Source organism: Xanthomonas sp. CFBP 8445 (assembly GCF_025666235.1).
Taxonomy (GTDB): domain Bacteria; phylum Pseudomonadota; class Gammaproteobacteria; order Xanthomonadales; family Xanthomonadaceae; genus Xanthomonas_A; species Xanthomonas_A indica.
Map to the genome: position 1 here is coordinate 3,117,791 of NZ_CP102594.1, position 24,669 is coordinate 3,142,459.

Sequence of the window (24,669 nt, forward strand, 5' to 3'; positions counted from 1 at the left end):
TCAATCCCCGAGCATGCCGCGCCGCGGTTGCGGATCAGCGCTGCAGCACCTGCAGCGCGGCGCTCACGTACACCAGCGGCGCGTTCCAGTTGATCGCCACTTCGTTGGTGGCGTAGCTGCATTCCTTGTCCAGGTACGACAGCGCTGGCAGCGTCGACACGTAGGCGTGCTTGCACGCGTCGGCGTCCTGTTGCCCCGGCTGCGGACCGCCGACCAGCCATCCCGGCACCGGCGTGGCCACGCCGTCGGCGATGGAGATGCGATGGTGGATGTGCATCGGCGAGCGCGTGCCGATGCCGGTCACGAAGGACATACCCAGCGGGTTGCGGCCGAGCACGTAGTCCAGTTGCGACTGCGCGGCCTGCAGGTACTCCGGCTTGTGCTGCAACTGGTAGGCCTGCAGCAACATCATCGCCTGGTTCATCGCAGTGGCGTTGCTGCCCCAATGGAAATCGGCGTCGCGCATCGTCACCCGCCAGGCCGAGCCCTGCCACACCTGCACCAGATGATCGGCCAGGCCCTCGATCTCGTCGGCGATGCGCGTCTGGTCGGCGTGCGGGGTCAGCCGCGCGCGGTGCTGCGCCAGCGACATCCAGGCCAGCCCGCCGACCTGGCGCCAGTCGGGCACGCTGGCCGGCACCTTGCGCGCCATCGCCGCGTCGTAGAACGCGTCGTCGGCGGTGGCCAGATACAGCTCGGTGGCAGCCCAGGCGAATTCGTCGTCGAACTGGCTATCGCCGTAGGTGCCGGTGTGCACGTCTTCCGGCTGCCGGTAGGCCACGTCCGGATGCGCCTGCGCCCACGCCCAGGCGCGCCGCGAGGCCTCCAGCATGCGCGTGGAGATGCCGCCGAACTGGGCGTCGTACGGCGCGTAGATGCGACTGGCCTGGGCCATCACCGCGGCGAAGTCGAGCGTGGCCGCGGTGCTCTTCTGCACCACGTAGCGCGGCGCGCGCGCCTGGTCCGGCATCTGCATGCCGGCGAAGTCCAGGTTGGTCAGCTTGTGGTACACGCCGCCGTCGTGCGGATCCTGCATCGCCAGCAGCCACTGCAGGTTCCAGTCGACCTCGCGCAGGATGTCCGGCACGTCGCCGCCGCTGTTGGGAATGCCTTCGTGGTGCGTGGTGAAGTAGGTGGGGAACTGCTCGTAGGCGGCCAGCAGGGTATAGACGGTGATGCCGGAGTTGACCACGTACTTGTTGTAGTCGCCGGCGTCGTACCAGCCCTTGGGCGCGGCGATCACGGTACCGGCCGGGCGCTCCGGCGAAGCCGCCGAGGCATGCACCAGCACGTGGTCGTCGGGATGGCCGGCGGCGCGCGCGTGGCGGCCGGCGTAGGTGCCGTCCAGCGCAGTGCTGGCGCGGTTGTAGTAGTAGGCCTTGAGCGCAGCGCGCGACAGCGCGTTGTAGGCGTCTTCACCGATGGCGAAGCTGTCCGACGGCGGCAGGCCATCGACCTGCAGGCGATAGCGGCCGGGCGTGCGCAGCGCGGAGAAATCGGCGACGCGCACCGCCTGCTGCGCCGGCGGCCACACCGCGGCGGCGCCGAGGGTACCGCGCAGCACGACCTCGTCGCTGTCGGCGCGCGTGATCGAAAAGGCATCGCCGTGGCCGTCCGGCACCACCGCCAGCTTGCTCGCCGCGGGCAGGAAACCGACCTGGTTCAGGCGGATTGGCGACGGCAGGGTGGTATCGGCACGGGAGGTGCAACCGCCCAGCAGCAGGCAGGCGAGGAACAGGCAGGACAGGGCGTGGGGCAGCTTCATGCGCCGATATTCGCCGGCATGGATGACGGCTGCAAGCGCGACGGCAGGCGCCGGCACGCCGCACGCAGTTGCGTCGCGCGGCGCTCAGGCCGCCAGCGGCCGCGCCTGCAGTGCAGCCACCTCGTGCGCGGTGACGAAGCGGCCCTTGGCATCGCGCTGCAGTTGCGCCAGCGCGCAGTCCGGATCGTGGGTGAAGAACAGGCGCACCTCGCGCGCCAGCGCGTCCTCCAGGAACGCACGCTTCTCGTCGATCAGCAGCTCCGCATTGCGGTCGTAGCCCATGGTGATCGGCACGTGCACCCAGGAGCGGCCCGCGATCAGGTCGGCGCAGAACGCCACCCCGCCGTGCGCCTGGCCGTCCTCGCCATGGCGGGGGCCGACGATCTCGGCCAGCATCAGCCCCGGCGTGTGGCCGTCGCTGAAACGGAACCGCACCGCCTCGCCGAGCGCGCGCGAATATTCGCCGTCGACCAGTTCCAGGCGGCCGCTGGCCTCGAGCAGGCCGGGCAGTTCCGGGATGAAGCTGGCGCGGTCGCGCGGATGCGGCTGCAGCGCGCGCTGCCAGTGCGCCGCACCGACCAGGAACTGCGCATTGGGGAACAGCAGTGCCGGCGCAGCGCCCTCCTGATACGGCGCCAACAGGCCGCCGGCATGATCGAAATGCAGGTGGCTCAGCACCACCACGTCGATGTCGGTGTGGGCGAAGCCGGCATCCTGCAACGAATCCAGCAGCACGTGCCGCGCCTCCTGCACGCCGTAGCGCTCGCGCAGCGCCGGCGGGAAGAACGCGCCGATGCCGGTCTCGAACAGCACCGTCTTGCCGCCCAGCGGACTGGCCAGCAGCGCGCGGCAGGCAAGCGCGATGCGATTGCCGTCGTCGGGCACGGCCCAGTGCTGCCACATCGCCTTGGGCGCGTTGCCGAACATGGCGCCGCCGTCGAGTTTCTGCGAGTTGCCTTGGATGGACCAGAGCTTCATGGCGGGGACTCGGGATTGGGGATTGGGGAGTCGCAAAAGCGGGCGTCAGGGCGCCGGCGCGGTCTGCAGCACTTCGGCACTGCCGACCTCATTGCGCGGGTCGCTGCCGCCGCTGAGTACGTTGCGGCGCTTGTCCCATTCCACGGTCTGCAGGTTGCCCCAGACGTGGCTGGACCCGTGGCCGTCCTCGGCGGTGTCGCCGGGGAGCTTGAGCGTATGCCCCATCGCCTCCAGGCCCTTGGCCGTGGCCGCATCGAAGGTGCCGGTCTCGGCTTCGATCACGTCCGGCAGCCATTGGTGGTGGTAGCGCGGCAGCGCGGCGACCTGCTGCGCGGTGAGGCCGTCGTCGTAGCCGAGGATGCCGAGCAGCACCATGGTGATGATGCGGCTGCCGCCCGGGGTGCCGAGCACGATGGCCTTGTCCGCGTTCTCCATGAAGGTGGGCGACATCGAGCTGAGCGGGCGCTTGCCCGGCTTGGTCGCGTTGGCCGCGTAGCCCATCACGCCGAAGGCGTTGGGCGTGCCCGGACGCAGCGCGAAATCGTCCATCTCGTTGTTGAGCAGCACGCCGGTACCCTTCGGAATCAACCCGGAGCCGTACAGCAGGTTGACCGTCTGGGTCGCGCCGACGCGGTTGCCTTCGCCGTCGATGATGGAGAAATGCGTGGTCTCGTCGTCTTCCAGCGGGGTCGGCTGGCCCGACAACAGGTCGCTGGGCGTGGCCTTCTCCGGGTTGATCGTCGAGCGCAGGCCCACCGCGTAATCCTTGCTGAGCAGGATGCGCTGCGGCACGTGGGTGAAATCCGGATCGCCCAGGAAGAAAGTACGGTCGCGGTAGGCGCGGCGCATCGCTTCCACGGTCAGGTGCACGCGGTGCACCGGGTCCATGGTCTTGAGGTCGTAGCCCTCCAGGATCTGCAGCATGCTGGCCAGGGCGATGCCGCCGGAAGACGGTGGCGGCGCGGTGGTGATGGTCCAGCCCTTGTAGTCGAAGCGGATCGGCGTGCGCTCCTTGACCGTGTAGCCGGCCAGCTCCTCCGCGGTCCAGCGCCCGCCGGCCTGCTTCACGCCGGCCAGCAGCTTCTTGGCGGTGGCGCCGCGGTAGAAGCCGTCGAAGCCCTTGTCGGCCAGCAGCTGCAGCGTGTTGGCCAGCTCCGGCTGCTTGAACACGTCGCCCACGGCGATCGGGCGACCGTTGCGCAGGTAGACCTGGCGGGTGCCGGGATAACGCTCCATCACCTTGCGCCGCGACTGGTAGCCCTCGGCCATGCGCGCGTACACCGGGAAGCCGTCGCGGGCGATGCGGATCGCCGGCGCCAGCGACTGCCGCAGCGGCAGTCGGCCGTGCTTGGTCGCCAGTTCCACCAGCGCCGCCGGCAGCCCGGGGATGCCGGCCGACCACGGCCCGTTGATCGAGCGGTCGCGGTCCAGCTCGCCCTTGGCATCCAGGAACGCGGCCGGCGTCGCCGATTCCGGCGCGGTCTCGCGCGCGTCCAGCATCACGTCCTTGCCGGTCTTGGCGTCGTGCAGCAGGAAGAACCCGCCGCCGCCGAGGCCGGAGCTGATCGGTTCGACCACCGACAGCGTCGAGGACACCGCCACCGCGGCGTCGAAGGCATTGCCGCCCTCGCGCAGGATCTGCAGGCCGGCCTCGGTGGCCAGGCGGTGGCCGCTGGCGATGGCGGCGCCGGGCGGATGCGCGGCCGGGGCGGTAGCAGTCGCCTCGGCGACCGGCGCCTCGGCCCACGCCGACGGCGTCAGGACCAGGGCGAGCAGCAGGACACGGCGGACGAGGCTTCTCATGCGGCGGGGGGCTCCTGTGGGTACAACTCGGGGTGGTCGCGCTGCAGGCGCTGCAGCTTGGCCAGCAACTGCGCGTGGGTCTCCGGGATCGCCGGGTCCGGGTCGATGCATTCCACCGGGCACACCACCACGCACTGCGGCTCGTCGAAATGGCCGACGCATTCGGTACAGCGGGCCGGGTCGATCACGTAGATCGTCTCGCCCATGGCGATGGCCTGGTTCGGGCAGGCCGGCTCGCAGACGTCGCAGTTGACGCAGAGCTCGTTGATCTTGAGGGACATGTGGCGCAATTCGGCACTGACCGGTGCAGTTTACCGGATCGGGGCGGGACGGCCCCGCGAAGGCGGCGCCACGGCGCGGAACGCTGTATCGCCGCGGCCTCGAAGCGGCGGAGTCGACTGCCCGCGGCGTCTGACGCCGGTGTCGGCTGCGCCTGGCGAGGTCATGTCGAACATGGCTGCCTGGTCACGCCAGGCCGGGCTCTTCTCCACGATGGCGGAGAGGCATTGCTCGCGCCGTGCCGGCGCGCCATGGCGGGGCCGGCGCGCGTCGGCGCGCCGGCCCTGCGGGCTTACTTGGCTTCGACGAAGATGTAGTCGGCGCCGGTCGGCTTGACCACGGCTTCGACGCGGGCGTTGTCGGCCGGAGCGCCGATGTAGACCACGCGCACGCCCTTCATGCTGTTCGGCTCGACCTTGGCGAACGCCGCGGCGATCAGGTCGGCCATCTTGGCCGAGGCCGAGGAGCCGAACGCCAGCATGTTGCCCGGCTGGATGCCGCGGCCGATGGCGGTGGTGGCGCTTTCGACCTGGCGATCGTACTTGGCCTGGAACTCCGGATCCGATTCCGGCGGCAAGTAGTACAGGAACGGGCTGTTGGTGACGGTGCCCATGTTCTGGATCGCCACTTCCTGCAGGTACTTCTTCCAGCCGGCGTCGTCGTCCTTGGCCGGGGCGGTCAGCGCGGGCTGCGCGTCGGCGGCCGGCTTGGCGGCCTCTTCCTTCTTGCAGGCGGTGAAGCCCAGGGCCAGCGAAGCGATCAGCAACGCGCGTGCGGTGGTGTTCATGGAACGGCTCCCTCTGTGTCGTCAGTGAATGGTGGACGGCTCAGCGCTGCGCGGCGGCCTGGCGGGCCTGGACCAGCGCCTGCACCACCGACAGCGGCACGAAGCCGGAGACGTCCCCGCCCAGGCGCGCGATCTCGCGCACCAACGAGGACGAAATGAAGCTGTGTTGCTCGGCCGGGGTGAGGAACAGCGTCTCCACCTCCGGGATCAGATGCCGGTTCATGCTCGCCATCTGGAACTCGTATTCGAAATCGGACACCGCGCGCAGGCCGCGCAGCAGCACGCCGCCGCCGACCGACCGCACGAAATGCGCCAGCAGGGTATCGAAGCCCAGCACTTCCACGTTGCGGTGCCCGGCCAGGGCCTCGCGGGCCAGCGACACGCGCAGTTCCAGCGGCAGGGTCGGCCCCTTGGACGGGCTCTGCGCCACGCCCACGATCACCTGCTCGAACAGCGGCGCGGCACGGTTGACCAGATCGATATGGCCGTTGGTGATCGGATCGAAGGTGCCGGGATAGACGGCGATGCGGCTATGGGCCACGGTCATGCGTCGGGTACCGCGTGAAGGTCGCCGGGAAGTGTAGCAGCGGTGCGCCGGTACAGGGCAGCGCGCACCTCGCGGGTGCCGCCCTCGCGGTACAGCGCCCAGGGTGCCGGCGGCGCCGGCCCCTGCCCGGCCGGCGACTCCAGGTACAGCCAGGCGTCGGCCGCCAGCCTGTCCGGCAGGCATTGCAGCACCGCGTCCCACAGCCCGGAGGCGAACGGCGGGTCGACGAAGGCGATGTCCGCCGGCGCATCGGCCCGGGCTTCGGCCAGCCAGCGCAGCGCATCGCCCTGCACCACCTGCACCTGGTCCTGGGCCTGCAGCCGCGCGACGGTGGCGCGCAGTTGCGCAACCTGCCCTGGATCGCGCTCGACCAGCACCGCGCCGGCTGCGCCACGCGACACCGCCTCCAGGCCCAGTGCGCCGCTGCCGGCGAACAGGTCCAGCACCCGCGCCCCGGGCAGCACCGGCTGCAGCCAGTTGAACAGGGTCTCGCGGACCCGGTCGGAGGTCGGACGCAGCCCGGCCAGGTCCGGCACCGGCAGCCGCGTATTGCGCCAGCGCCCGCCGATGATCCGCACCTGGCCGCCGCCGAGACGGCTCATCGGCGGCCTCGCAGGGGCCGGGACAGGCAGGACGGGGAACGCAGGTGCGGCATCGGCGGCAGGCGGTGGCGGCGCGGAACGGGGTCCGGATCATAGACCAGCGCGGTGTCGCGCGTATGCGCAGCGCGGCGCTTGAAGCCGGCTGCGGCCGCCACCATGTCGGCCGGCAGAGCCGCGCCCTCCTCCGCGCGGCCGCCCATCCTTCATGGAGCACCTACCGATGAGCGTGGAAACCCAAAAAGAAACCCTGGGCTTTCAGACCGAGGTCAAGCAGCTGCTGCAGCTGATGATCCATTCGCTGTATTCCAACAAGGAGATCTTCCTGCGCGAGCTGATCTCCAATGCCTCCGATGCCGCCGACAAGCTGCGCTTCGAGGCCCTGGTCAAGCCGGAGTTGCTGGACGGCGATGCGCAGCTGCGCATCCGCATCGGCTTCGACAAGGACGCCGGCACCGTCACCATCGACGACAACGGCATCGGCATGAGCCGCGAGGAAATCGTCGCGCACCTGGGCACCATCGCCAAGTCCGGCACCTCCGAGTTCCTCAAGCACCTGTCCGGCGATCAGAAGAAGGATTCGCACCTGATCGGCCAGTTCGGCGTGGGTTTCTACAGCGCCTTCATCGTCGCCGACCAGGTCGACGTGTACAGCCGCCGCGCCGGGCTGCCCGCGAGCGAGGGCGTGCACTGGTCCTCGCGCGGCGAAGGCGAGTTCGAGGTCGCCACCATCGAGAAGGCTGAGCGCGGCACCCGCATCGTGCTGCACCTGAAGGACGACGAGAAGGGCTTTGCCGACGGCTGGAAGCTGCGCGGCATCGTGCGCAAGTATTCCGACCACATCGCCCTGCCGATCGAACTGCCCAAGGAACATTACGGCGAGGACAAGGACACGCCGGAAACCCCCGAGTGGGAAACCGTCAACCGCGCCAGCGCGCTGTGGACGCGGCCGCGCACCGAGATCAAGGACGAGGAATACCAGGAACTGTACAAGCACATCGCCCACGACCACGAGAACCCGGTGGCGTGGAGCCACAACAAGGTCGAAGGCAAGCTGGAGTACACCTCGCTGCTGTACGTGCCCGGCCGCGCCCCGTTCGACCTGTACCAGCGCGACGCCTCGCGCGGGCTCAAGCTGTACGTGCAGCGCGTCTTCATCATGGACCAGGCCGAGCAGTTCCTGCCGCTGTACCTGCGCTTCATCAAGGGCATCGTCGATTCCAGCGACCTGCCGCTGAACGTCTCGCGCGAAATCCTGCAGTCCGGCCCGGTGATCGACTCGATGAAGTCGGCGCTGACCAAGCGCGCCCTGGACATGCTGGAGAAGCTGGCCAAGGACGACGCCGAGCGCTACCAGGGCGTGTGGAAGAACTTCGGCCAGGTGCTGAAGGAAGGCCCGGCCGAGGACTTCGGCAACCGCGAGAAGATCGCCGGCCTGCTGCGTTTCGCCTCCACCCATGGCAGCGACGGCACGCAAGACGTGTCGCTGGCCGACTACGTGGCGCGGATGCAGGACGGCCAGGACAAGCTGTACTACCTGACCGGCGAGAGCTACGCGCAGATCAAGGACAGCCCGCACCTGGAAGTGTTCCGCAAGAAGGGCATCGAAGTGCTGCTGCTCACTGACCGCATCGACGAGTGGCTGATGAGCTACCTCACCGAATTCGACGGCAAGTCCTTCGTCGACGTGGCGCGCGGCGACCTGGACCTGGGCAAGCTCGACAGCGAGGAAGAGAAGCAGGCCAAGGAAGAAGCCGCCAAGGCCAAGCAGGGCCTGGTCGAGCGCATCCAGAACGTGCTCAAGGACGACGTCTCCGAGGTGCGCGTCTCGCACCGCCTGACCGACTCGCCGGCGATCCTAGCCATCGGCCAGGGCGACCTGGGCCTGCAGATGCGGCAGATCCTGGAAGCCAGCGGCCAGAAGCTGCCGGAGAGCAAGCCGGTGTTCGAGTTCAACCCCGCGCACCCGCTGATCGAGAAGCTGGACGCAGAAGCCGATGGCGAGCGCTTCGGCGACCTGGCGAAGGTGCTGTTCGATCAGGCGGCGCTGGCGGCGGGCGACAGCCTCAAGGACCCGGCGGCGTATGTGCGGCGGCTCAACAAGCTGTTGTTGGAACTGTCGGTGTAACCACGCCGCAGGCGTCTCCGCCATGCCGTCGCCCGACGGCGGCATGGCGGTCGTCGTAACAGGGCGCGCCACGCTGGCAGCGGACAACAGGGGTTTTCCGAACGAGCGGCGCGGGCGAAGATGCGCCCTGACTTCCCCCACGCCCCACCCGATGACTTCCAGCGACACCATTACGCTGTCCCTGGACCAGGCCACCACCCTGGTCGACCGCATCCTGTCCCATGCCGGCTTCAGCCCGGAGCATGTGCATGCCCTCACCCGCACCATCGTCGCCGGCGAGCGCGACGGCTGTGCCTCGCATGGGTTGTACCGGACGCTCGGCTGCGTGGCGACATTGCGCAACGGCAAGGTGGTGGGCGACGCCGAGCCTGTCGTGCACGACCATGCACCCGGCATCGTGCGGGTCGATGCGCGCGGCGGGTTCTCGCTGCTGGCGTTCGAGCGTGGGCTGCCGCTGTTGATCGAGAAGACCCGTGCCAATGGCCTGGCGGCACTGGCGATCAACCGTTGCGTGCACTTCTCTGCGCTGTGGCCGGAAGTCGAGCGCATCACCGATGCCGGGCTGGTCGCGCTGATCTGCAATCCCAGCCATGCCTGGGTCACGCCGGCCGGCGGACGCACGCCGCTGCTGGGCACTAACCCGCTGGCGTTCGGCTGGCCGCGCGTGGACGCGCCGCCGTTCGTGTTCGACTTCGCCACCAGCGCGGTGGCCCGCGGCGAGATCGAGCTGCGCCGCCGTGCCGGCCAGTCGATTCCCGAGGGCTGGGGCGTGGACGCCGCAGGCGCGCCGACTACCGATCCGGCGGCGGTCGCCGACGGCGGTGCGATGCTGACCTTCGGCGGGCACAAAGGCTCGGCGCTGTCGGCGATGATCGAACTGATCGCCGGCCCCTTGATCGGCGACCTCACCAGCGCCGAATCGCTGGCCCACGACGCCGGTGCCGGCGCAGCGCCCTACCACGGCGAATTGATTTTGGCGTTGGATCCGGCGCGCTTCCTCGGCGTCGACCGCGCCGCGCACCTGGCCCGTGCGGAAGCGTTCTTTGCCGCCTACGAGGCCACCGGGGCACGCCTGCCTTCGCAACGCCGCTACCAGGCGCGGGAACGTAGTCGCAGTGAAGGCGTGCGGATTCCGCAGGCCCTGTATCAGGACCTGGTGGCCTTGCTCGATTGAAGGCACCTCGCCTAATGCGGGTTGCCGCAGTCGCGGGGGACATGTAGTGATGGCGTAGGAGCGGCTTCAGCCGCGACGGCATTACCGCTATCGCGTCGCGGCTGAAGCCGCTCCTACGGATGGCCTTTCATGTTCACTGGCAGGCGGCCCGATGGTGTGATGCGCCGTACCGGTTCATTACCGCCCACGTAGAACCGGGCCGGCCGTGCTTACCGCGGCGGGCTTCCCGCCCGCCACGGCACCGGCGACCCGATCGCCTACGCCACCAGGCTCCGCCTCAGAACTTCACCGTCGCCCGCGCCCAGTAGTAGCGGCCGAGCAGATCGTAGGTGGCTACGTCGGTGTTGGCGTTGGTGACGTTGTTGGCGTAGTACAGCGGCGGCTGGCGGTCGGCCAGGTTGTCCACGCCGACTTCGAAACGCGTGTTCCACGGTTTGACCTGATAGCCCACCTGCACGCTGTGGTAGACGTAGGCGCCGATGCCGCGAACCACGGCGGGCTGGTCGGCGTCGGCCGACAGGCTCTGGCGGGTGTCGGCACTGCCGATCTCGGTGCGGCCGATGTAGCGGACGCGCCACGACGCGCTCCAGTCGCCCAGGTTCCAGTTCAGCGTGCCCAGCGCGCGCCAGCGCGGGAAGTTGCCGTAGGCGTAGGTGTACTTGCCGGCGTTGTGGATGGTGACGGTGCTGGGGTCGGTGGTGTCTGGGTTGATGTCGTAGCGGATCACGTAGGTGCCGTTGAGGCCGGCGCTGAAGCTGCCCCAGGCGGTATCCGGCAGCCGGTAGGTGAGGCTGAAGTCCGCGCCGCTGGCCCACAGCTTGCCCAGGTTCACGGTGGGCTCGGCGATGTAGTTGACGGTGCCGTTGTCGTTGCGATGGATCAGCGCGCAGAACGCGCTGGCGTCGTTGGCGTAGCACTGGTTGAGCACGGTCTGCGCCGACACCTGGGTGATGGTGTCCTTGAGGTTGATCTTCCACAGGTCCGCGCTCATCGACAGGCCCTCGACCCAGCCCGGGTCGTAGACCACGCCGAAATCGTAGGACATGCCAGTCTCCGGCTTGAGCTGGTAGCCGGCCACCGCCGCGCCGGAAGCCTTGGCGCCGACCTGGTTGTCGGCCTGCTGGTAGCTACCGTCGGTGGGCACGTTGGCGCAGGCCGCGGCATGGCCGCCGGTATAGCCATTGCACGGATCGGTGACCGACGGCGAATCGCCGGCCACGCCGGCGTACAGCTCGCCGATGTTGGGCGCGCGGAACACCTGCGAGGCGGTGCCGCGCAGCAGCAGGTTCTCGATCGGGCGGTACTCCAGCGAGACCTTGCTGTTGGTCTTGCTGCCGACGGTGTCGTAGTCGGAGAAGCGGCTGCCCACGGTCAGGTTGAGCGAGTGCACGCCGGGCAGCCCGGCCAGCAAGGGGAACAGCGCTTCGGCATAGGCTTCCTTGACGCTGAAGCTGCCGCCGAGCACCGAGGCGCAGTACTCGAGCACGCCGCACATGCCGTTCTCGTCGCCGGTCCACAGCGGATCGGCCGCAGTGCTGGTGCTCTCCTTGCGATAGGAGACCCCCACTGCCAGGCTGGCGGTGCCGGCCGGCAGCGCGAACAGCTCGCCGTTGGCATTGGCCTCGAACTGCTTGACCGTGTAGACGTTGGTGACGATCGGATTGACCACCAGCGCTTCCAGCGCGGCCTTGTTGCTGGCCGCGTTGAGGTTGAACACGTCGATCGGGGTGCAGCCGGCGATCACCGCGCCGGGGCTGCCGCACTTGACCGTACCGTCGGCGGCCAGGAACGACGGCCCCACCGCGGCATTGAAGCCGGCGTAGTCGAGGAAGCCCTGGTTGATCGACTTCTGCTTGACCTTGCCGTAGTTGAGGCTGGCATCCCACTGCCAGGAACTGTCGCCGACACTGCCGCGCAGGCCCGGATTGATCTGGAAATTGTAGGTGTTGTACTGGTATTGCCGATTGCCGAGCACGGTGGCGCGGGTGTTGAAGTTGTTGTACGAGGTGCCGGTGCTGCGGTCGGTGCCGAAGTTGACGCCGAACGGGTTGTAGTAGCTGGCCGAGGAGACCAGGAAGTTGTCGCCGTTGGCGAAGATCGGGATCGGCGCGATGATCGAGGACGAGGTGGTCTTGCTGAAATAGGTGTTGACGTAGCCTTCCAGGTGATCGTTGAAGCGGTAGCTGCCGAGCACGAAGGCGTTGGTGCGCTCCTGCGGGGTCTGCAGCAGGTTGTACGGCTGGTAGTTGTAGGAATCGGTCGAGGCGACGTAGCAGTGGTACTGGCTGGCGTTGGTCGGGCTGCTGCTGCCGCCGTTGAAGGTCACCCGCGAACAGCCGTTGCTGGCCGCCAGTGCCTTGGCCGCGGCCGAGCCGTCGTTGAAGCTGATGCTGCCGGTCGGCGTGGCCGAGGAGCCCTGCTTCACGCCCACGCCGTCGATCAGCGACAGCGCGTCCCTGGAATAGGCGCGCGCGCCGGCCGAGACCGGATCGATGTCGTGGTAGGACAGGCCGGCGACGATGTTGCCGCGCTCGCCGGTCTTGCCGGCGGTCAGCGAGAAATTGCGGCGGTTGCCGTCGCTGCGCGAGCTGGTGCCGAAATCGGCGCTGGCCTCGATGCCGTCGAAGCCCTTGCGCAGGATGAAGTTGACCACGCCGCCGATGGCGTCGGAGCCGTACACCGCCGAGGCGCCGTCGCTGAGCACTTCCACCCGTTCGATCATGGTCGCCGGGATCGCGTTGACGTCGTTGCTGGCCAGGCGCGTGCCGTTGACCAGCACCAGGGTGCGCTTGTCGCCGAGACCGCGCAGCGAGATCACCGAGGCACCGGTGCCGCCACCGTTGTTGGTGTTGGGGTTGGTGGCGTTGCCGGCGATCGACGGCAGCTCCTGCACCAGGTCACCGAGCGTGGCCTTGCCGGTGGCTTCGATCTGCGCGCGGCTGATGGTCACCACCGGGTTGGCGGTCTCGGTGTCGACGCGGCGCAGGCGCGAGCCGGTGACCACGATGCTGTCCAGGGTCTGGGGAGCGCTGTCGGCGCTCGCCTCCTGCGCCTGCGCCGTCGCTGCGCTGCTCAGCGACAAGGCGGTGGCGACCGCCAGCGCCAGCGGCGTCGCGGCATGACGGAAGGAAGGGCGTGGCGGCGAAAACGACATTGGCGAGCTCCTGGAGGATGGCGAGACGGGACAGTGGACAAACGCAGGCCGAACGACGCCGTGCCGGCGCCATGCCGACGGACGGACCTGCTGGATGGCGGCGCCTGCGCGGCGCCTGCGGTGGCATGCCTGCGCCCGGCCATGGCAGCCTGGCGCACCGCGGGGGAGGCCGATGTCCTGCGCGCACGGCCGTGCGCGGCTCTCCCGCTACTGCGATGACGTCCGACGACGCCGGCGGCGCTCCGGTAGCGCGCGCCGGCGCCACGGCCGGTACGACGATGCGATCAGATTTTCATCACGCGGTCACACTGTGACGTGGATGCACGGCCGCGTCTTGTCGCGATTCGCGGTTTCGCGTGCGGAATCATGCATGGTCGTGCGTGGCACCGCGCTGCACGTGGCGAGCGTGCCGCGGCGTGGCGCCGTGTCGCATAGTGACGATCACGACAGGCACGCGCTGCCATCGGCCGTGCGGGGCGATGCGGACGGTACCGCCACGCGGCGTCACGCCGGGATCAGCCAGCCGCCGAACAGCGGGCCGGCAGTGTCGCCGTGCTGCGGCTCGATGCGCACGGTCAGCGGCTGCGCATCGCGGGTCAGCGCCGGCGGCAACGGGTAGTCGCGGTCGACGAAATCGATCACCTGGCCGCGCTCCACCGCCACCTCCACGGCCAGCTTGCCATTGACCAGGATGTTGAAGCGACCCTTGTCGCTGCCCCAGAAGCGCAGGCGCAGCGCCAGCGGTTGCGCACTACCGCGCATGCGGAACTCGACGAAGCCCTTGCCGCGCACGTCGCGGCACTGCTGGCGACGGTAGGCGCCACCGAAGGAGGTGTCGCTGCGCAGCTGGTGCGCCTGCTCGGAGGCCTCGTCGCCGAACTGGATCATGTCCACCGCGATCGCGCGCAGCTTGTCCTGCTCGGCCTGGCGGCGCGCCCGCCGCTGCGCCTCCTCCGCCCACTGGGCGGGGTCCATGCGCTTGAAATACAGCGCACTGCGGCGCTCGTACTGCGCGTAGAACGGCACGAAGGTCAGGCCCGGCGGCTGCGTGCTGCTGGCCTGGAAATGGCCGGGCTGCGGCAGCTCGGCAAAGCCGCGCAGCGGATCGGCCGCGGCCACCAACGCCGGGTCCGGCGCATCGTAGGGGGTGCTCACCGGCCCCAGGTCGGCCGCCAGCGCCAGCGGCCCGCGCATCACCACCACCGTGTCCGTATCGCCGGCGGCATGTTCCAGCCGCAGCGGCGTGGCCAGGTCCAGGTCGATCACGTCGCCGGCGCGCCAGTCGCGCTCCAGCGTCAGATAGCCGTCGGCCAGCGCCGCGCGTGCGGGCTTGCCGTTCACGCGCAAGGTGTAGCGGCCCTGGCACCAGGCCGGCACCCGCAACAGCAGGCGCCGCGGTGTGCGTGCACCAGCGCGCAGCACCTGCAGGCGCACCTTGCCGTTGTCGGGCACGCCGCTGTCCAGTTCCAGCGCCAGGTCGCGCTCGCTCCAGTCCAGCCGCGAGGGGATGTAGAGATTCACGTACAGCGAGGTGTCGTCCTGCCAGTAGATGGCATCGCCGAACTGTGCATGCGCTTCCATGCCGCTGCCGACGCAGCACCAGAACGAGTCGAACTTGTCGGAGAAGCCGCGCTCGCCGCCGCTGATCATCGGCGTCATGTAAGTGAACATGCCGGTACCCGGATGCTGCGCGGCCATGGTGTGGTTGTGCAGCGTGCGCTCGTAGTAGTCGAAGTAACGCGCCTGCGGCGTCCACTGGTACAGATGCCGGGTCAGCTTGAGCATGTTGTAGCTGTTGCAATGCTCGCAGGTCTGCTCGGTCAGGAACGCGGCGATGGTATCGGGCTCCTGGAAGTACTCGCGGTCGGCATTGCCGCCGATCACGTAGCTGTAGTGCGTGGTGACCGTCTCCCAGAAGAAGCGGGCCGCCGCGGCCGCGTCGGCGTCGCCGGCGACCTCGAACTGGCGCGCCTCGCCGATGAACTTGGGCACCTGGGTATTGGCATGGATGTGCGGCAGTTCGTCACGCCCGGCCGCGGCCGGGTCGATCACCTTTTCGTGGCGCAGGCGCTTGCCGATCGCGATCCAGCGTGCATCGCCGGTGCGGGCGCCCAACTCGATATAGGACTCGTTGAGGCCGCCGAACTCGGTGTCCAGCAGGGTCTGCATCTGCGCGTGGTCGAGCGCATCGAACACGCCGGCGGTGTAGGCGGCCAGCGGCAGGAGCACCTCCAGCGCCTGCTTGCTGCCGCCCAGCGCATGCGCGTCGAGCAGGCCGGCGAACAGCTTGTGCTGGGTGTACAGCGGCGACCAGCTGCCGTTGAGATTGAACTTGCTGCCCTTGATGATGCCGCGGCGCACTTCCTCGAACACCATCTTGCCGCTGTCGATGACGCCTTGGTCGTTCTTGCGGGTGAGCCCGCCCACGTAACCGTCCGCATCCTTGGCCTGCGCGCGCGCCAGCTCGGCGACGATGTAGTCGATGCGTTCGCGCAGCGCGGGGTCGCGGGTCTGCGCGTGCATCTTGGCCAGTGCGCTGAGGTAGTGGCCCAGCGTGTGGCCCGCGATGGTATCGCCCTCCCAGCCACCGTACACCGCGCCCTTCGGCGGCAGGCCGGCGTAGTGCAGGAAGTTGTGCAGCAGGCGGTCCGGCTCCAGTTCCAGCAGGTAGCGGCGGTTGGTCTGCAGCGACTCCAGGAACAGCGACGGTTTCAGCGTGACCTGCTGCAAGGGCAGCGCCTGCACGCGCCCGGGCGTGGACGCGGCGGCGTCCAGCGGAAAGCGCAGCATCCCGGCCGCCACCGCCAGTGCGCTCCATTGCAGGAAGCGGCGGCGCGAAGGATCCAGCGCGGCGCCGGCCGCATCGGCGGATGCGTGCACGCAGGCGGCAGCGTGCCGATGCGTCCCCTGCCCGCTCATCGCCGGACTCCCGCGCGCGAGGTGGCATGCGGGAAAGAAACGCATCGAGGCATGGACTGCTCCTGTGTGGGGTGTCGGCGCCGACTCCGCGGGCAATGACCGGCGGATCCGGTGTCACTGTGTCACCCGGGTGACAGCGCGTCTTGTCCCCACTGATGCCTGCAGATGCGGATTTCTGCCGAAACGCCGCATCGACCTACCGCAGGCGACCAAGCCCTGTCCGCTCACCGCAGGCGAACGCGGCCGATACAACATTGGCCCGTCGGCTCATGCGCCGCCTGCACGACACGTCGCATCTGCATGCATCGGGAAAACTGCGGCAGTGTCGCAGCGCATGCACCGGCATCCGCCACGACAGCGCCGGTCGGTCATTGCCGGTCGATCAGTGTGGCTTCGCCGTGACCTCTGGCACCGCCTCGGAGAGGTCGGCGCCATAGTCGGGACTGGTCACCGTGTCCGCATCCACGTATCCGTAGAACACGCCCTTGCTCGCCGAAGCGCCGCGCTGCTCGACGTCGCCACGCAACTGCGCGGTGCCGGACAGCGTGAATCCACCGAACGCCCCCGCCGGCTTGAACACCGTATGCAGCTGGGCGCGATCCTTGATCGTCACCCCGTCCTGCAGCAGGCTCAATCCGCCGACCACCGCGCTGTCCTGCACCTGCCCGCCCAGGATCGTGGCGTGATCCTCGATCCGCGCATCGCCGAGCACCTTGCCCCCGAGCACCCGCGCCTGCGGGCCGACATAGGCCGTCGACGCGACATACGCGTTCTGCGCGGCCCAGCCGCCGCCGTTGGGGTGGCGACTGCCGACGCGCGTCGGCGTCGGCGCACCGGGCTGCTGACCCGACGGATAGGCCTTCTCCAACGTGACGCTCCACGGATAGCGGTAGACCGAGTAGTAGGACTGATCCCACTTGATCTTCTGCATCGTGCTCGGCGTGCCCATGACCACCAGATACAGGTCGCTGTCACCGCTGCGGAGCTGGAACGACAGCGAGGCAGCGGCGCCATGCTGCAACGCGCTGTAGCGCGGCTTGCCGTTGGCATCGATGGCGACCAAGCCCCAGCGCCAATCCGAGTCGGGTGAGCCGATCGTCTCGGGATCGTTCGCCAGACCCGGCAAGGTGTCGACCGCCGACCGCTGCTGTACGTTGCCATGGAACTTCACCACCACCGCAGTCGCATTCTCGGCGGGAATCAGCCGGACCAGGTTGTAGCCCCAGCGCTGCGGCGCCCAGTCGAACGGCACTTGGTAGACGCCCGCCTGGCCCTGCACCGGATCCAGCTGGGTCAGGCGCAGGGCGCGATCCCGATTGGTCTCATCGGACGGGTTTTCCGGATCGAACGCGGTATTGCTGCCATATTCCCGGCGCATCACCGCGCCATGATCGCGACCATCCGGGTCGATGTAGTCCCAGTGCACGTTATGCATGGCCCAGTCGCCGAGCACGTCGTTGAGTTGCGACTGGCTCCAGCCCATGTTGTCGCGAATGATCGAGAACGGGTCGGCATCGGCCTGGCGGGAATCGCCGGGCTTGGGCGCCTTGGCCCAGAGATCGTTGATGATCGCGTAGCCGAAGCGATCCTTGAGGTACTCCATGAACTGCCAGTTGCAGTAGCGGTCGCGGGTCGAGCCAAGATAGAGATGCGGGTAGTTCACCAACATCTCCGAGCACTGCACATCGTCGTGGAAATACTGATGGGCCATCCAGTTGGCATGCGATTCCCAGATCCAGCCGACATACGGCGAATCGCGCAAGCCGCCGGTACTGCCCTGCAACCCATGGGTCAGTTCATGCGCCAGGCCCCAGTGATATCCCAACTGGTCCGGATTGATCCACATGCCCATGCCGCCACTGGCGGAGGTACCGCCGTTCAGGCCGAAGCTGTGGTCCAGGTAGACGCTGACCTTGTACTTCTTCGCGGTGTTGCAGTAAGGCTCGGGAAAACCGACGCGCGCCATGTAGTCGTCCCAGATCAGCTCCAGCTCCTTGGCTGCCGAGGCGACGTCGTCCTGGGAAACGGCTTGCCCGCCCTGCCAGCGGAAAGCGAAGTGTTCGGTTTCGTAGCGGACGGACGGCATGTCGGTGTCGTCGGGATTGGCGATCCATTGACCGGCGGTGCAGACGGACGCGGCATGCGCATGCTGCGCAGCCAGGGCCAAAAGGGCCGACAGGCACACTGCGGACACCCTACGCACGAATCGAGAAGCAGCAATTTTCACGACCCTACCCTCCTCTTGCCCGATGAGATTGGATGGATTGGACGATCGACGCGATCCGCCGCAACAGCAGGCAGTGCTGGATGAATCCGCCGCCCCCCACGGCGTGCCGTTAAAAACGCGGCCGGCGCAACGCCGACAACAGACGGCGCTTCAGCCAGTCGCACATCGGCAACCCGTCGCCAGCCTAATGCAGTCAGACGCAATGCACCTTACGGTTATCCCCACGGAATCGGGCTAATTCCGCACACATGTCGAAAATCGAACTGGCGTCACGACAGGAACATGATGCGGACGGCAACGGCGGCCGACGTCGGCGGCAGGTCTCGCCACTGGAACGCGCGAAGCTCGGCGACGTTTGCTCAGTCGGCATGCGCGCCTGGCCTCAAGGCGTGTCGCAGCGTTGCGCATCCGCGACGGTGGCCTGCGGCAGGCGCTGCGCCTGCGGCGCGAGCATCTCCCACTCCTGCACCGCCAGCGCGGCGTAACGCTCGCTACCGCCGGCGGCATCCAGTACCGCGCGCACGCAGCGCGTGGTCACCGGGTCGAAGCGCAGCGTCTGCCAGCGACCGGCGACAGGCGCGTGCGTGCTCTGCGCCAGCGGCCACCAGCGGCCATCGTGGCGGTACTCCAGCCGCCAGCGTGCCGGCGGCGCCACGCCGCTGTCCGCACCCGGCGGATGGTCGGCCCAGAACAGGATGCGGCTGCGCTGCAGCGTCACCGGTTGCGCCCAGCTGTACTGCAGCCACTGCTGCGGCGGGTTGTGCGGTGTCCAGCTGCCCCATAGCTGCGGCGGCAGGGGATTGCGCTTGACCCGCCCGTCGTTGAGCGCCGCGATCCAGTACTGGTGCGGGATGTCCGGGCCGTTGGACGCGCTGGCCTGCGCATAGCGGGCGACGTTGCGCTGCGGTGGCAACGGCGGCTGCGGTCGGCGCGTGGCCACCACCGGCAGGATCCGCGCCGGCTGCCGGGTGTCGTCCCACTGCAATCGGTCGATGGCCACGCTGCGGCGGAAATGCCCGCCGCCCTTGGCGTCGGCGGTGTGATAGACCAGGTACCACTGGCCGTTGAATTCGACGATGCCCGAGTGCGAGGTGGTCGAGGAGACCGGCGGCAGCAGCACCCCGCGGTAGGTCCACGGCCCCAGCGGCGACGACGCGCTGCCGTAGGCGATGCAGGCGTGGTACAGCGTCGGCGTGCAGTCCGACGCCGGCCCGGCACGGTTGCCGGCATAGGCCAGGTAGTAGGTGCCGTTGCGCTTGAACAGCCACGGCGCCTCGAAGTAGCCGTCCAGCGTGGTCACCGCCACCGCCTGCCCTTTCGGCGTGACCATGTCGCGTTCCAGCTCGATGCCGAACAGCTTGCCGAAGGTGCCCCAATACAGGTACACGCGGCCGTCGTCGTCGACCAGCACGGTCGGGTCGATGTTCTGGATCGCGTTGGGCGCCGGCAGCGATTGCGACAGGATCGGCCCCTGCGGATGCGCGTCGCGCCACGGCCCCAATGGGCTGTCGGCCACCGCCACCCCGATCGCGAACGGATCGGCATTGCGCGAGTGCGCTTCCTGCACCGGCGCATACAGGTAGTAGCGCCGGTCCGGGCCCTGCACGATCTGCGCGCCGTAGGCATGACCGGGGGCGGCCCAGGCGAAGACCTGGTGCGGTCGCAGCAGTGCCGGATAGTAGGTCCAGCGGCCACTGCCGACGTCGTCGGTAACCAGCAGTTGCCAGCGGTCCATGACGAAGTCGTTGACCTCCGGCGGCGCGTCGTCGCGGCCTGCGATGATGTAGAGCTTGCCATCGGCGACCAGTGGTGCCGGGTCGGCCGCATAGTCGCGGCCGTCGGCCAGGATCGGGTTGCCCGGCGCCTGCACCGGCCGCGACCGCGGCGTTGCCGGCGCGGCGGCCGTGGCAACGCCGATGCAAGCAGCGTAGGTCATCAGCAAGCAGGCGACTGCACTGCGCACAGACTGGCGGCTCATGGCCCCGCCTCCGGCTCGATCACCAGTTCCAGCCGCACCGGCAACTCGCCGCTGCCCTCGCGCCCCTGCGCCTGCCCGACCACGCTCAGGCGCCCTGGCTTCGCATAGGCGGCCGACGCCAGCGGCGACCAACGCACCGGCACGCGCTCGCGCGAACCGTCGTTGTACTGCACGGAGACCAGCTCCGGCAGCGCCGGCACCTGCCCTGCAGGCACGTGCAACGGCGGCGGCGCCTGCACGGTGGTGAGCTGGCCCGGTGCGGTCGCGCGGACCCAGACGCTGGCAGTCACCGGCACGCCGCCGTCGGCCAGGCCCTGCACCTGCACGCGGCCCTCGCCGGCCAGCGCCGCCACATCGACTTGCGACCAGCGCACGCCCAGCCAACCCCAGCTGCCGTCGGCGAAGTAGCCGGCGACGCGTGCCGGCAACGTCGGCGCCTGCCCGGGCGCGATACGCACGTCCACCGCTTCGGTCGCCACCGCACGCTCGGCGAACACCTTCCATTCGTCCACGCCGACCGCGTAGTGGCCTTCGCCCTGCACCGCGGTCTGCAGCACCGCGCGCAAGGCCGTGGTGACCACCGGCGCGAATGCCACGCGACTCGGCGCACCATTGCCATGCACCGGATAACCGCCGCGCACGGCGATGTCACGCCACTGCGTGCCGTCGAGGTATTGCAGCGTCCACGCGCGCGGCAACGCCACCCCGCCCTGCGGCTGGTCGTCCCAGAAGTACAGCGCCGCCGCGCTCAACCGCTGCGCTTGCGGCCACTGGTACTGCACCCACACCGAGGCGGGCTGCGCGCGCCCCCAGCTGCCCCAGCGGCGGTCGGCGGCGGGCTCCTGGTCCGGCGCCGGCAGCAGTCCATCGTTGAGCGCCTGCAGGCGGTGATGGCCGGCGGTGAATTGCGCGCTCGGCGTGGCCTCGCCTTGCACCTGCAGGGCCTGCCCGGCCGGGGTCGCTGCCGCGATCACCGGCACCTCGGCGTGCCCCTGCAACGCGCCATCGTCGGCCTGCAACTGCAGGGTGTAGGCGCCGGGCGCAGTGAAGCGCACCTCGGTCGTGGCCGCCTGCGGCTGCTCGAACAGCGCCGCACCACCGGGGGGTGCCTGCAGCATGCGCCAGTGTAGGGAAAGCGTGCCGTTCGGCAGTGCGTCGTCGCCGACCCGCCCGGCCAGGCGCACCACGCCGCCGGCACTGCTGCCGTCTTCCTGCCAGGCCTCGACCTGCGGCGCCTGGTTGCCCTGCACCGCCGGCGCCGCGGCACCGCTGGCATAGGCCTGGATCTCCTTGATCCCGGTGCGCAGCGCACCTGCATGGGTCACATGCACGCGCCAGCGCTGCGCGCGCAGCGGCGGGAAACGGACGCGGTTGCGGTTGCCCTGTGCGATCGGCGTATCGCGCACCTGGCCCGGCACGGTCTTCCACACGTCCTCATCAAGATACTGCAGCACGTACAGCCACGGCGGCGCATAGCCGGCACGCGTACCCGACGGAAAACCGTGCTGTTCGCCTGCGGGCGAGGAGCTGCGATAGAAGTACACCCGCACGTCGTCCAGGGTCTGCGGCCGGCCCAGATCCAGTTCCAGCCAGTCGCTGGTGCTGCTCGAACCGGCGGTGCCCCAGAACGGTTCGTTGGCGGTGCTGCCGTCGACCGCCGCAGTGGCCGGAAATCCGTCGGTCGCGTAGCTGGCGCTGACCGCCGCGCCCTGCGCCAGGTTGCGCGCGCCCGGCGGCAGCGCGGTATCGAGCCCGGCATCGGCCAACACCGCACCGATCCGCGCCGCGCCGGGAAACCGCACCTGCTGCGGCGCCTGCAGCGCCAGCCGATGCACGGCCAGCACCTGCATCTGCGCGGCATCGGCATTGACCACATCCGGCAAGGCCTGCACGCGGCCGCTGGCCGGGTCGTACAGCAGGTGTGCCAGGCGGTCGACGGTGAAGGCCAGACGCCCGTCCAGGTACAGCGAATAGCCTTTCGGCGCGGCGCCGCCATAGCGGCGACCGTCGCGGTCCCAGACGATGCTCAGGTCGCGGTCGCGGTAGCGCAGCCGGTCGGCGGCGAAATGGTCCCAGCCGATGTCGATCGGATACAGCTCGATCAGGGCATCGCTGCGCGGGCGCAGGCCCATCGCGTCCTCGATCACGGTGAAGTTGGTGGCGCCGAGCTGGGTGTGGTGGATCCACGAACGGTAGCCGATGCGGCCGCCATCGGCGGCGCTGCCCTGCGCCCAGAACTCGTTCTGGTCCGGATAGCGGTTGTCGCCGTCGATGTAGTGCGCCCACGCGTTCCAGTACAGCAGTGTGCGGTAGCTGGACGCGTCCAGGTACGGGCTGGGGTAATCGCGCAACACGCTGCCGAGCAGGCGGAACGCCACGGTGGAATTGATCACCGAGAAATTGTTGCTGCCGCCGGCGCCGCGCGCCTGTGCATCGGCCTGGTTGGCGGTGTAGAACGGGAACAGCGGGAACTGCCGCGCGTCGGCGAACAGGCGCAGCGCGCGCACGTACTTGGGGTCGTCGTCGGCATCGCCGTGCTTGGGCATCAGGCCGACGCTGAAGGGGTAGTAGTTGTTGGTCTCCTTCCAATCCACCGGCAGCTGCGGCCCGTCGGCCTGGCGCTGCTTGAGCAGGTCGCCGTGCAGGCCCATGCCGTCGGCCTTTGCGCTGTGGTCCTGCCACAGCACATCGAGCACGGCGCGGCGGATCTTCGCCGCCAGCGTCTGCATGCGCGTGGCGGTGGCGGTGTCGCCGGCCACCTGCGCGGCCTGCGCGGCGGCCAGCGCATTGGCGTACACATACGCGCTCTCGCTGCGGTCCATGCGCGGGGCGCCATGGCGCTTGGCCCAGTCGAAGGACACCGCGTCGGCGTCGTTGCCGGTCATCGCCGCCCAGTCGTATTCGATCAGGCCATTGCCGTTGCGGTCGTAGGCGCGCAGCAGCGCTTCCACGTCGGCGCTGGCGTAGCGCGCCAGTTGTCCTGCGATCGCCGGTGGCCCGCCGTGCACCTGGTAGGCGCGCCAGGCGGCGGCACTGAGATATTGCGCGTAGGAGTTGGACCAGTTCTCCGGCGCACCGGGGTTGTCCACGTACTTGCCGCCGCCGGCGGTCTCGCCGGCGCCGAGCCAGGAGCCGTACGCGTACAGCGGATCGCGCAGGTACTTGAGGTCGTCGATGAACATGCCGGTAGTGAGCACGATGGCGTTGTCGTAGCCGAGCACGCCTTCGATCGCCACCGGAAATTGGTAGTCGTTGCCGGGCACCGCCGCATCCAGGAAATTGAAGCGCAGCAGCCACCAGCGGTAGAACAGGGTCTTGTCGAGATTGTCCTCGGGCGTGTCCAGGTACGGCAGGTTGTCGGCCCACCAGCGGTTGTAGGCGACGACGTGGTCACGGTAGGCCTGCTGCGGCGACTGCGCGACGATGTGCCGGTATTCCTGGAGCGACGCCGGCAACTCGTGGGCGATCAGCCCCAGCTGTACTTTCAAGGTCGACGCCGGCCCGTGCGCCGGCACGGCCAATGGCCGCGCGATGCTCGCACCATCGACCGCGAAGCCATCGCCGGACAGGCGCGGAAACAGTGTGGTGATGGCGTTATGGGTGACGAAGGCGCCGGTCAATTCGGCACCGTCGGGATGGGTGGCCATCGGTGAGGCCGCGCGCAGGGTCAACGTGTGAGCGACGCCGTCGGCACTGGACACCGTGACCTCGGCCACCGCCACGTTCTGCTCGGTGATGAACTTGATCAATTGCAGGCGCACGCCGGCACCGGCGTAGACGCTGCTGAAATAGCTCGGCGTCTGTCGCCGCTGCGCACTGTCCTCGACCAGCGCGATCGGCACGCCATCGCGCTCCAGTTGCAGGCGGAACAGCGCGTCGTGGCCGGTCTTGTGCACATAGGCCACGTCGCCGACGAAGCCGGGCTCCTCCGGCTTGTGCGTGTACAGGTAGGCGGCGCGGCCACGGGTGAACAGCCAGTTGTTGCTGTCGCCGAAGCCGCCGCCGGTGCCCTGCCGCGCCAGCAGGCGGTCGATCCAGAAATCGCGGCCGGGCGCGCTGCCTGCCCCCGCCGCCAGGTCGGCGGCGAACACCCGCTGCAACTGGCCCTGCCCCCGCCCCGGCGCGAACGCCACGCCGCTGTCCGGCAGCGGATGCGCATCGCCGGTAAAACGCGGCATGCCGATCGCGGCATTGCTGGGCTGCAGACCTTCGCCATCGCGGTCGAGCAGATCGCCGCTGGTGGCCGACGCTGAAACCGCCACCGCGAACAGCAGGCAACCTAGAAGGGCGGCGCCGCGCCGCACGCGCGACGCGACGCCACCGAGTGCAGA

Annotated in this window: 14 protein-coding genes; 2 read left to right on the forward strand and 12 right to left on the reverse strand. The window is 69.1% G+C overall.

Annotated features, from left to right (window positions below):
- Nucleotides 1–34 precede the first annotated feature (34 nt).
- The 7 genes from NUG21_RS13305 to rsmD form a co-directional block, all read right to left on the reverse strand.
- Nucleotides 35–1,765, reverse strand: a complete 1,731-nt coding sequence (locus NUG21_RS13305; protein WP_263391117.1) for a glycoside hydrolase family 9 protein — start codon at nucleotides 1,763–1,765, stop codon at nucleotides 35–37.
- 84 nt (nucleotides 1,766–1,849) lie between these two features.
- Entirely contained in the window at nucleotides 1,850–2,743 is an 894-nt protein-coding gene (locus NUG21_RS13310) for an MBL fold metallo-hydrolase (protein WP_263391118.1), read from the reverse strand.
- Between the two features lie 45 nt (nucleotides 2,744–2,788).
- A complete protein-coding gene (gene ggt, locus NUG21_RS13315; RefSeq protein WP_263391119.1) occupies nucleotides 2,789–4,546 on the reverse strand; it encodes a gamma-glutamyltransferase in 1,758 nt (585 codons plus the stop codon).
- The gene (locus tag NUG21_RS13320; RefSeq protein WP_017908325.1) at nucleotides 4,543–4,827 is read right to left on the reverse strand and encodes a YfhL family 4Fe-4S dicluster ferredoxin; all 285 of its coding nucleotides are present in this window, start codon (nucleotides 4,825–4,827) and stop codon (nucleotides 4,543–4,545) included. The genes ggt and NUG21_RS13320 overlap by 4 nt, the downstream gene beginning before the upstream one ends.
- A 290-nt stretch (nucleotides 4,828–5,117) precedes the next feature.
- Nucleotides 5,118–5,612: a hypothetical protein gene (locus NUG21_RS13325; RefSeq protein WP_160947056.1), complete on the reverse strand. Its 495-nt coding sequence runs from the start codon at nucleotides 5,610–5,612 to the stop codon at nucleotides 5,118–5,120.
- A 40-nt stretch (nucleotides 5,613–5,652) separates the two neighbouring features.
- Complete coding sequence (gene coaD / locus NUG21_RS13330; protein ID WP_263391120.1) at nucleotides 5,653–6,159, reverse strand: pantetheine-phosphate adenylyltransferase; 507 nt, start codon at nucleotides 6,157–6,159, stop codon at nucleotides 5,653–5,655.
- Nucleotides 6,156–6,761, reverse strand: a complete 606-nt coding sequence (rsmD, locus tag NUG21_RS13335; protein WP_263391121.1) for a 16S rRNA (guanine(966)-N(2))-methyltransferase RsmD — start codon at nucleotides 6,759–6,761, stop codon at nucleotides 6,156–6,158. Before rsmD ends, coaD begins: the two co-directional genes overlap by 4 nt.
- Before the next feature lie 220 nt (nucleotides 6,762–6,981).
- On the opposite strand from rsmD, the gene htpG reads away from it, so the two are divergent.
- Nucleotides 6,982–8,886, forward strand: a complete 1,905-nt coding sequence (gene htpG / locus NUG21_RS13340; RefSeq protein WP_263391122.1) for a molecular chaperone HtpG — start codon at nucleotides 6,982–6,984, stop codon at nucleotides 8,884–8,886.
- Nucleotides 8,887–8,908: 22 nt separating this feature from the next.
- Nucleotides 8,909–10,060, forward strand: a complete 1,152-nt coding sequence (locus NUG21_RS13345; RefSeq protein ID WP_317852467.1) for an Ldh family oxidoreductase — start codon at nucleotides 8,909–8,911, stop codon at nucleotides 10,058–10,060.
- A 277-nt stretch (nucleotides 10,061–10,337) separates the two neighbouring features.
- Here the strand turns inward: NUG21_RS13345 and NUG21_RS13350 are convergent, their stop codons facing one another.
- From NUG21_RS13350 to NUG21_RS13370, 5 genes are all read right to left on the reverse strand, one after another.
- Entirely contained in the window at nucleotides 10,338–13,214 is a 2,877-nt protein-coding gene (locus NUG21_RS13350; RefSeq protein ID WP_263391123.1) for a TonB-dependent receptor domain-containing protein, read from the reverse strand.
- A 504-nt stretch (nucleotides 13,215–13,718) separates the two neighbouring features.
- Nucleotides 13,719–16,133: a glycoside hydrolase family 127 protein gene (locus tag NUG21_RS13355; protein WP_263391124.1), complete on the reverse strand. Its 2,415-nt coding sequence runs from the start codon at nucleotides 16,131–16,133 to the stop codon at nucleotides 13,719–13,721.
- 382 nt (nucleotides 16,134–16,515) lie between these two features.
- Complete coding sequence (locus NUG21_RS13360) at nucleotides 16,516–18,318, reverse strand: Svx/AvrXca family virulence/avirulence protein (RefSeq protein ID WP_263393083.1); 1,803 nt, start codon at nucleotides 18,316–18,318, stop codon at nucleotides 16,516–16,518.
- A gap of 424 nt (nucleotides 18,319–18,742) precedes the next feature.
- The gene (locus NUG21_RS13365) at nucleotides 18,743–20,338 is read right to left on the reverse strand and encodes a family 43 glycosylhydrolase (protein WP_263391125.1); all 1,596 of its coding nucleotides are present in this window, start codon (nucleotides 20,336–20,338) and stop codon (nucleotides 18,743–18,745) included.
- Nucleotides 20,335–24,516 carry an Ig-like domain-containing protein gene (locus NUG21_RS13370; RefSeq protein ID WP_263393084.1) on the reverse strand — a complete coding sequence of 1,394 codons (4,182 nt, stop codon included), beginning with the start codon at nucleotides 24,514–24,516 and terminating at the stop codon, nucleotides 20,335–20,337. Before NUG21_RS13370 ends, NUG21_RS13365 begins: the two co-directional genes overlap by 4 nt.
- Between the last annotated feature and the right edge of the window lie 153 nt (nucleotides 24,517–24,669).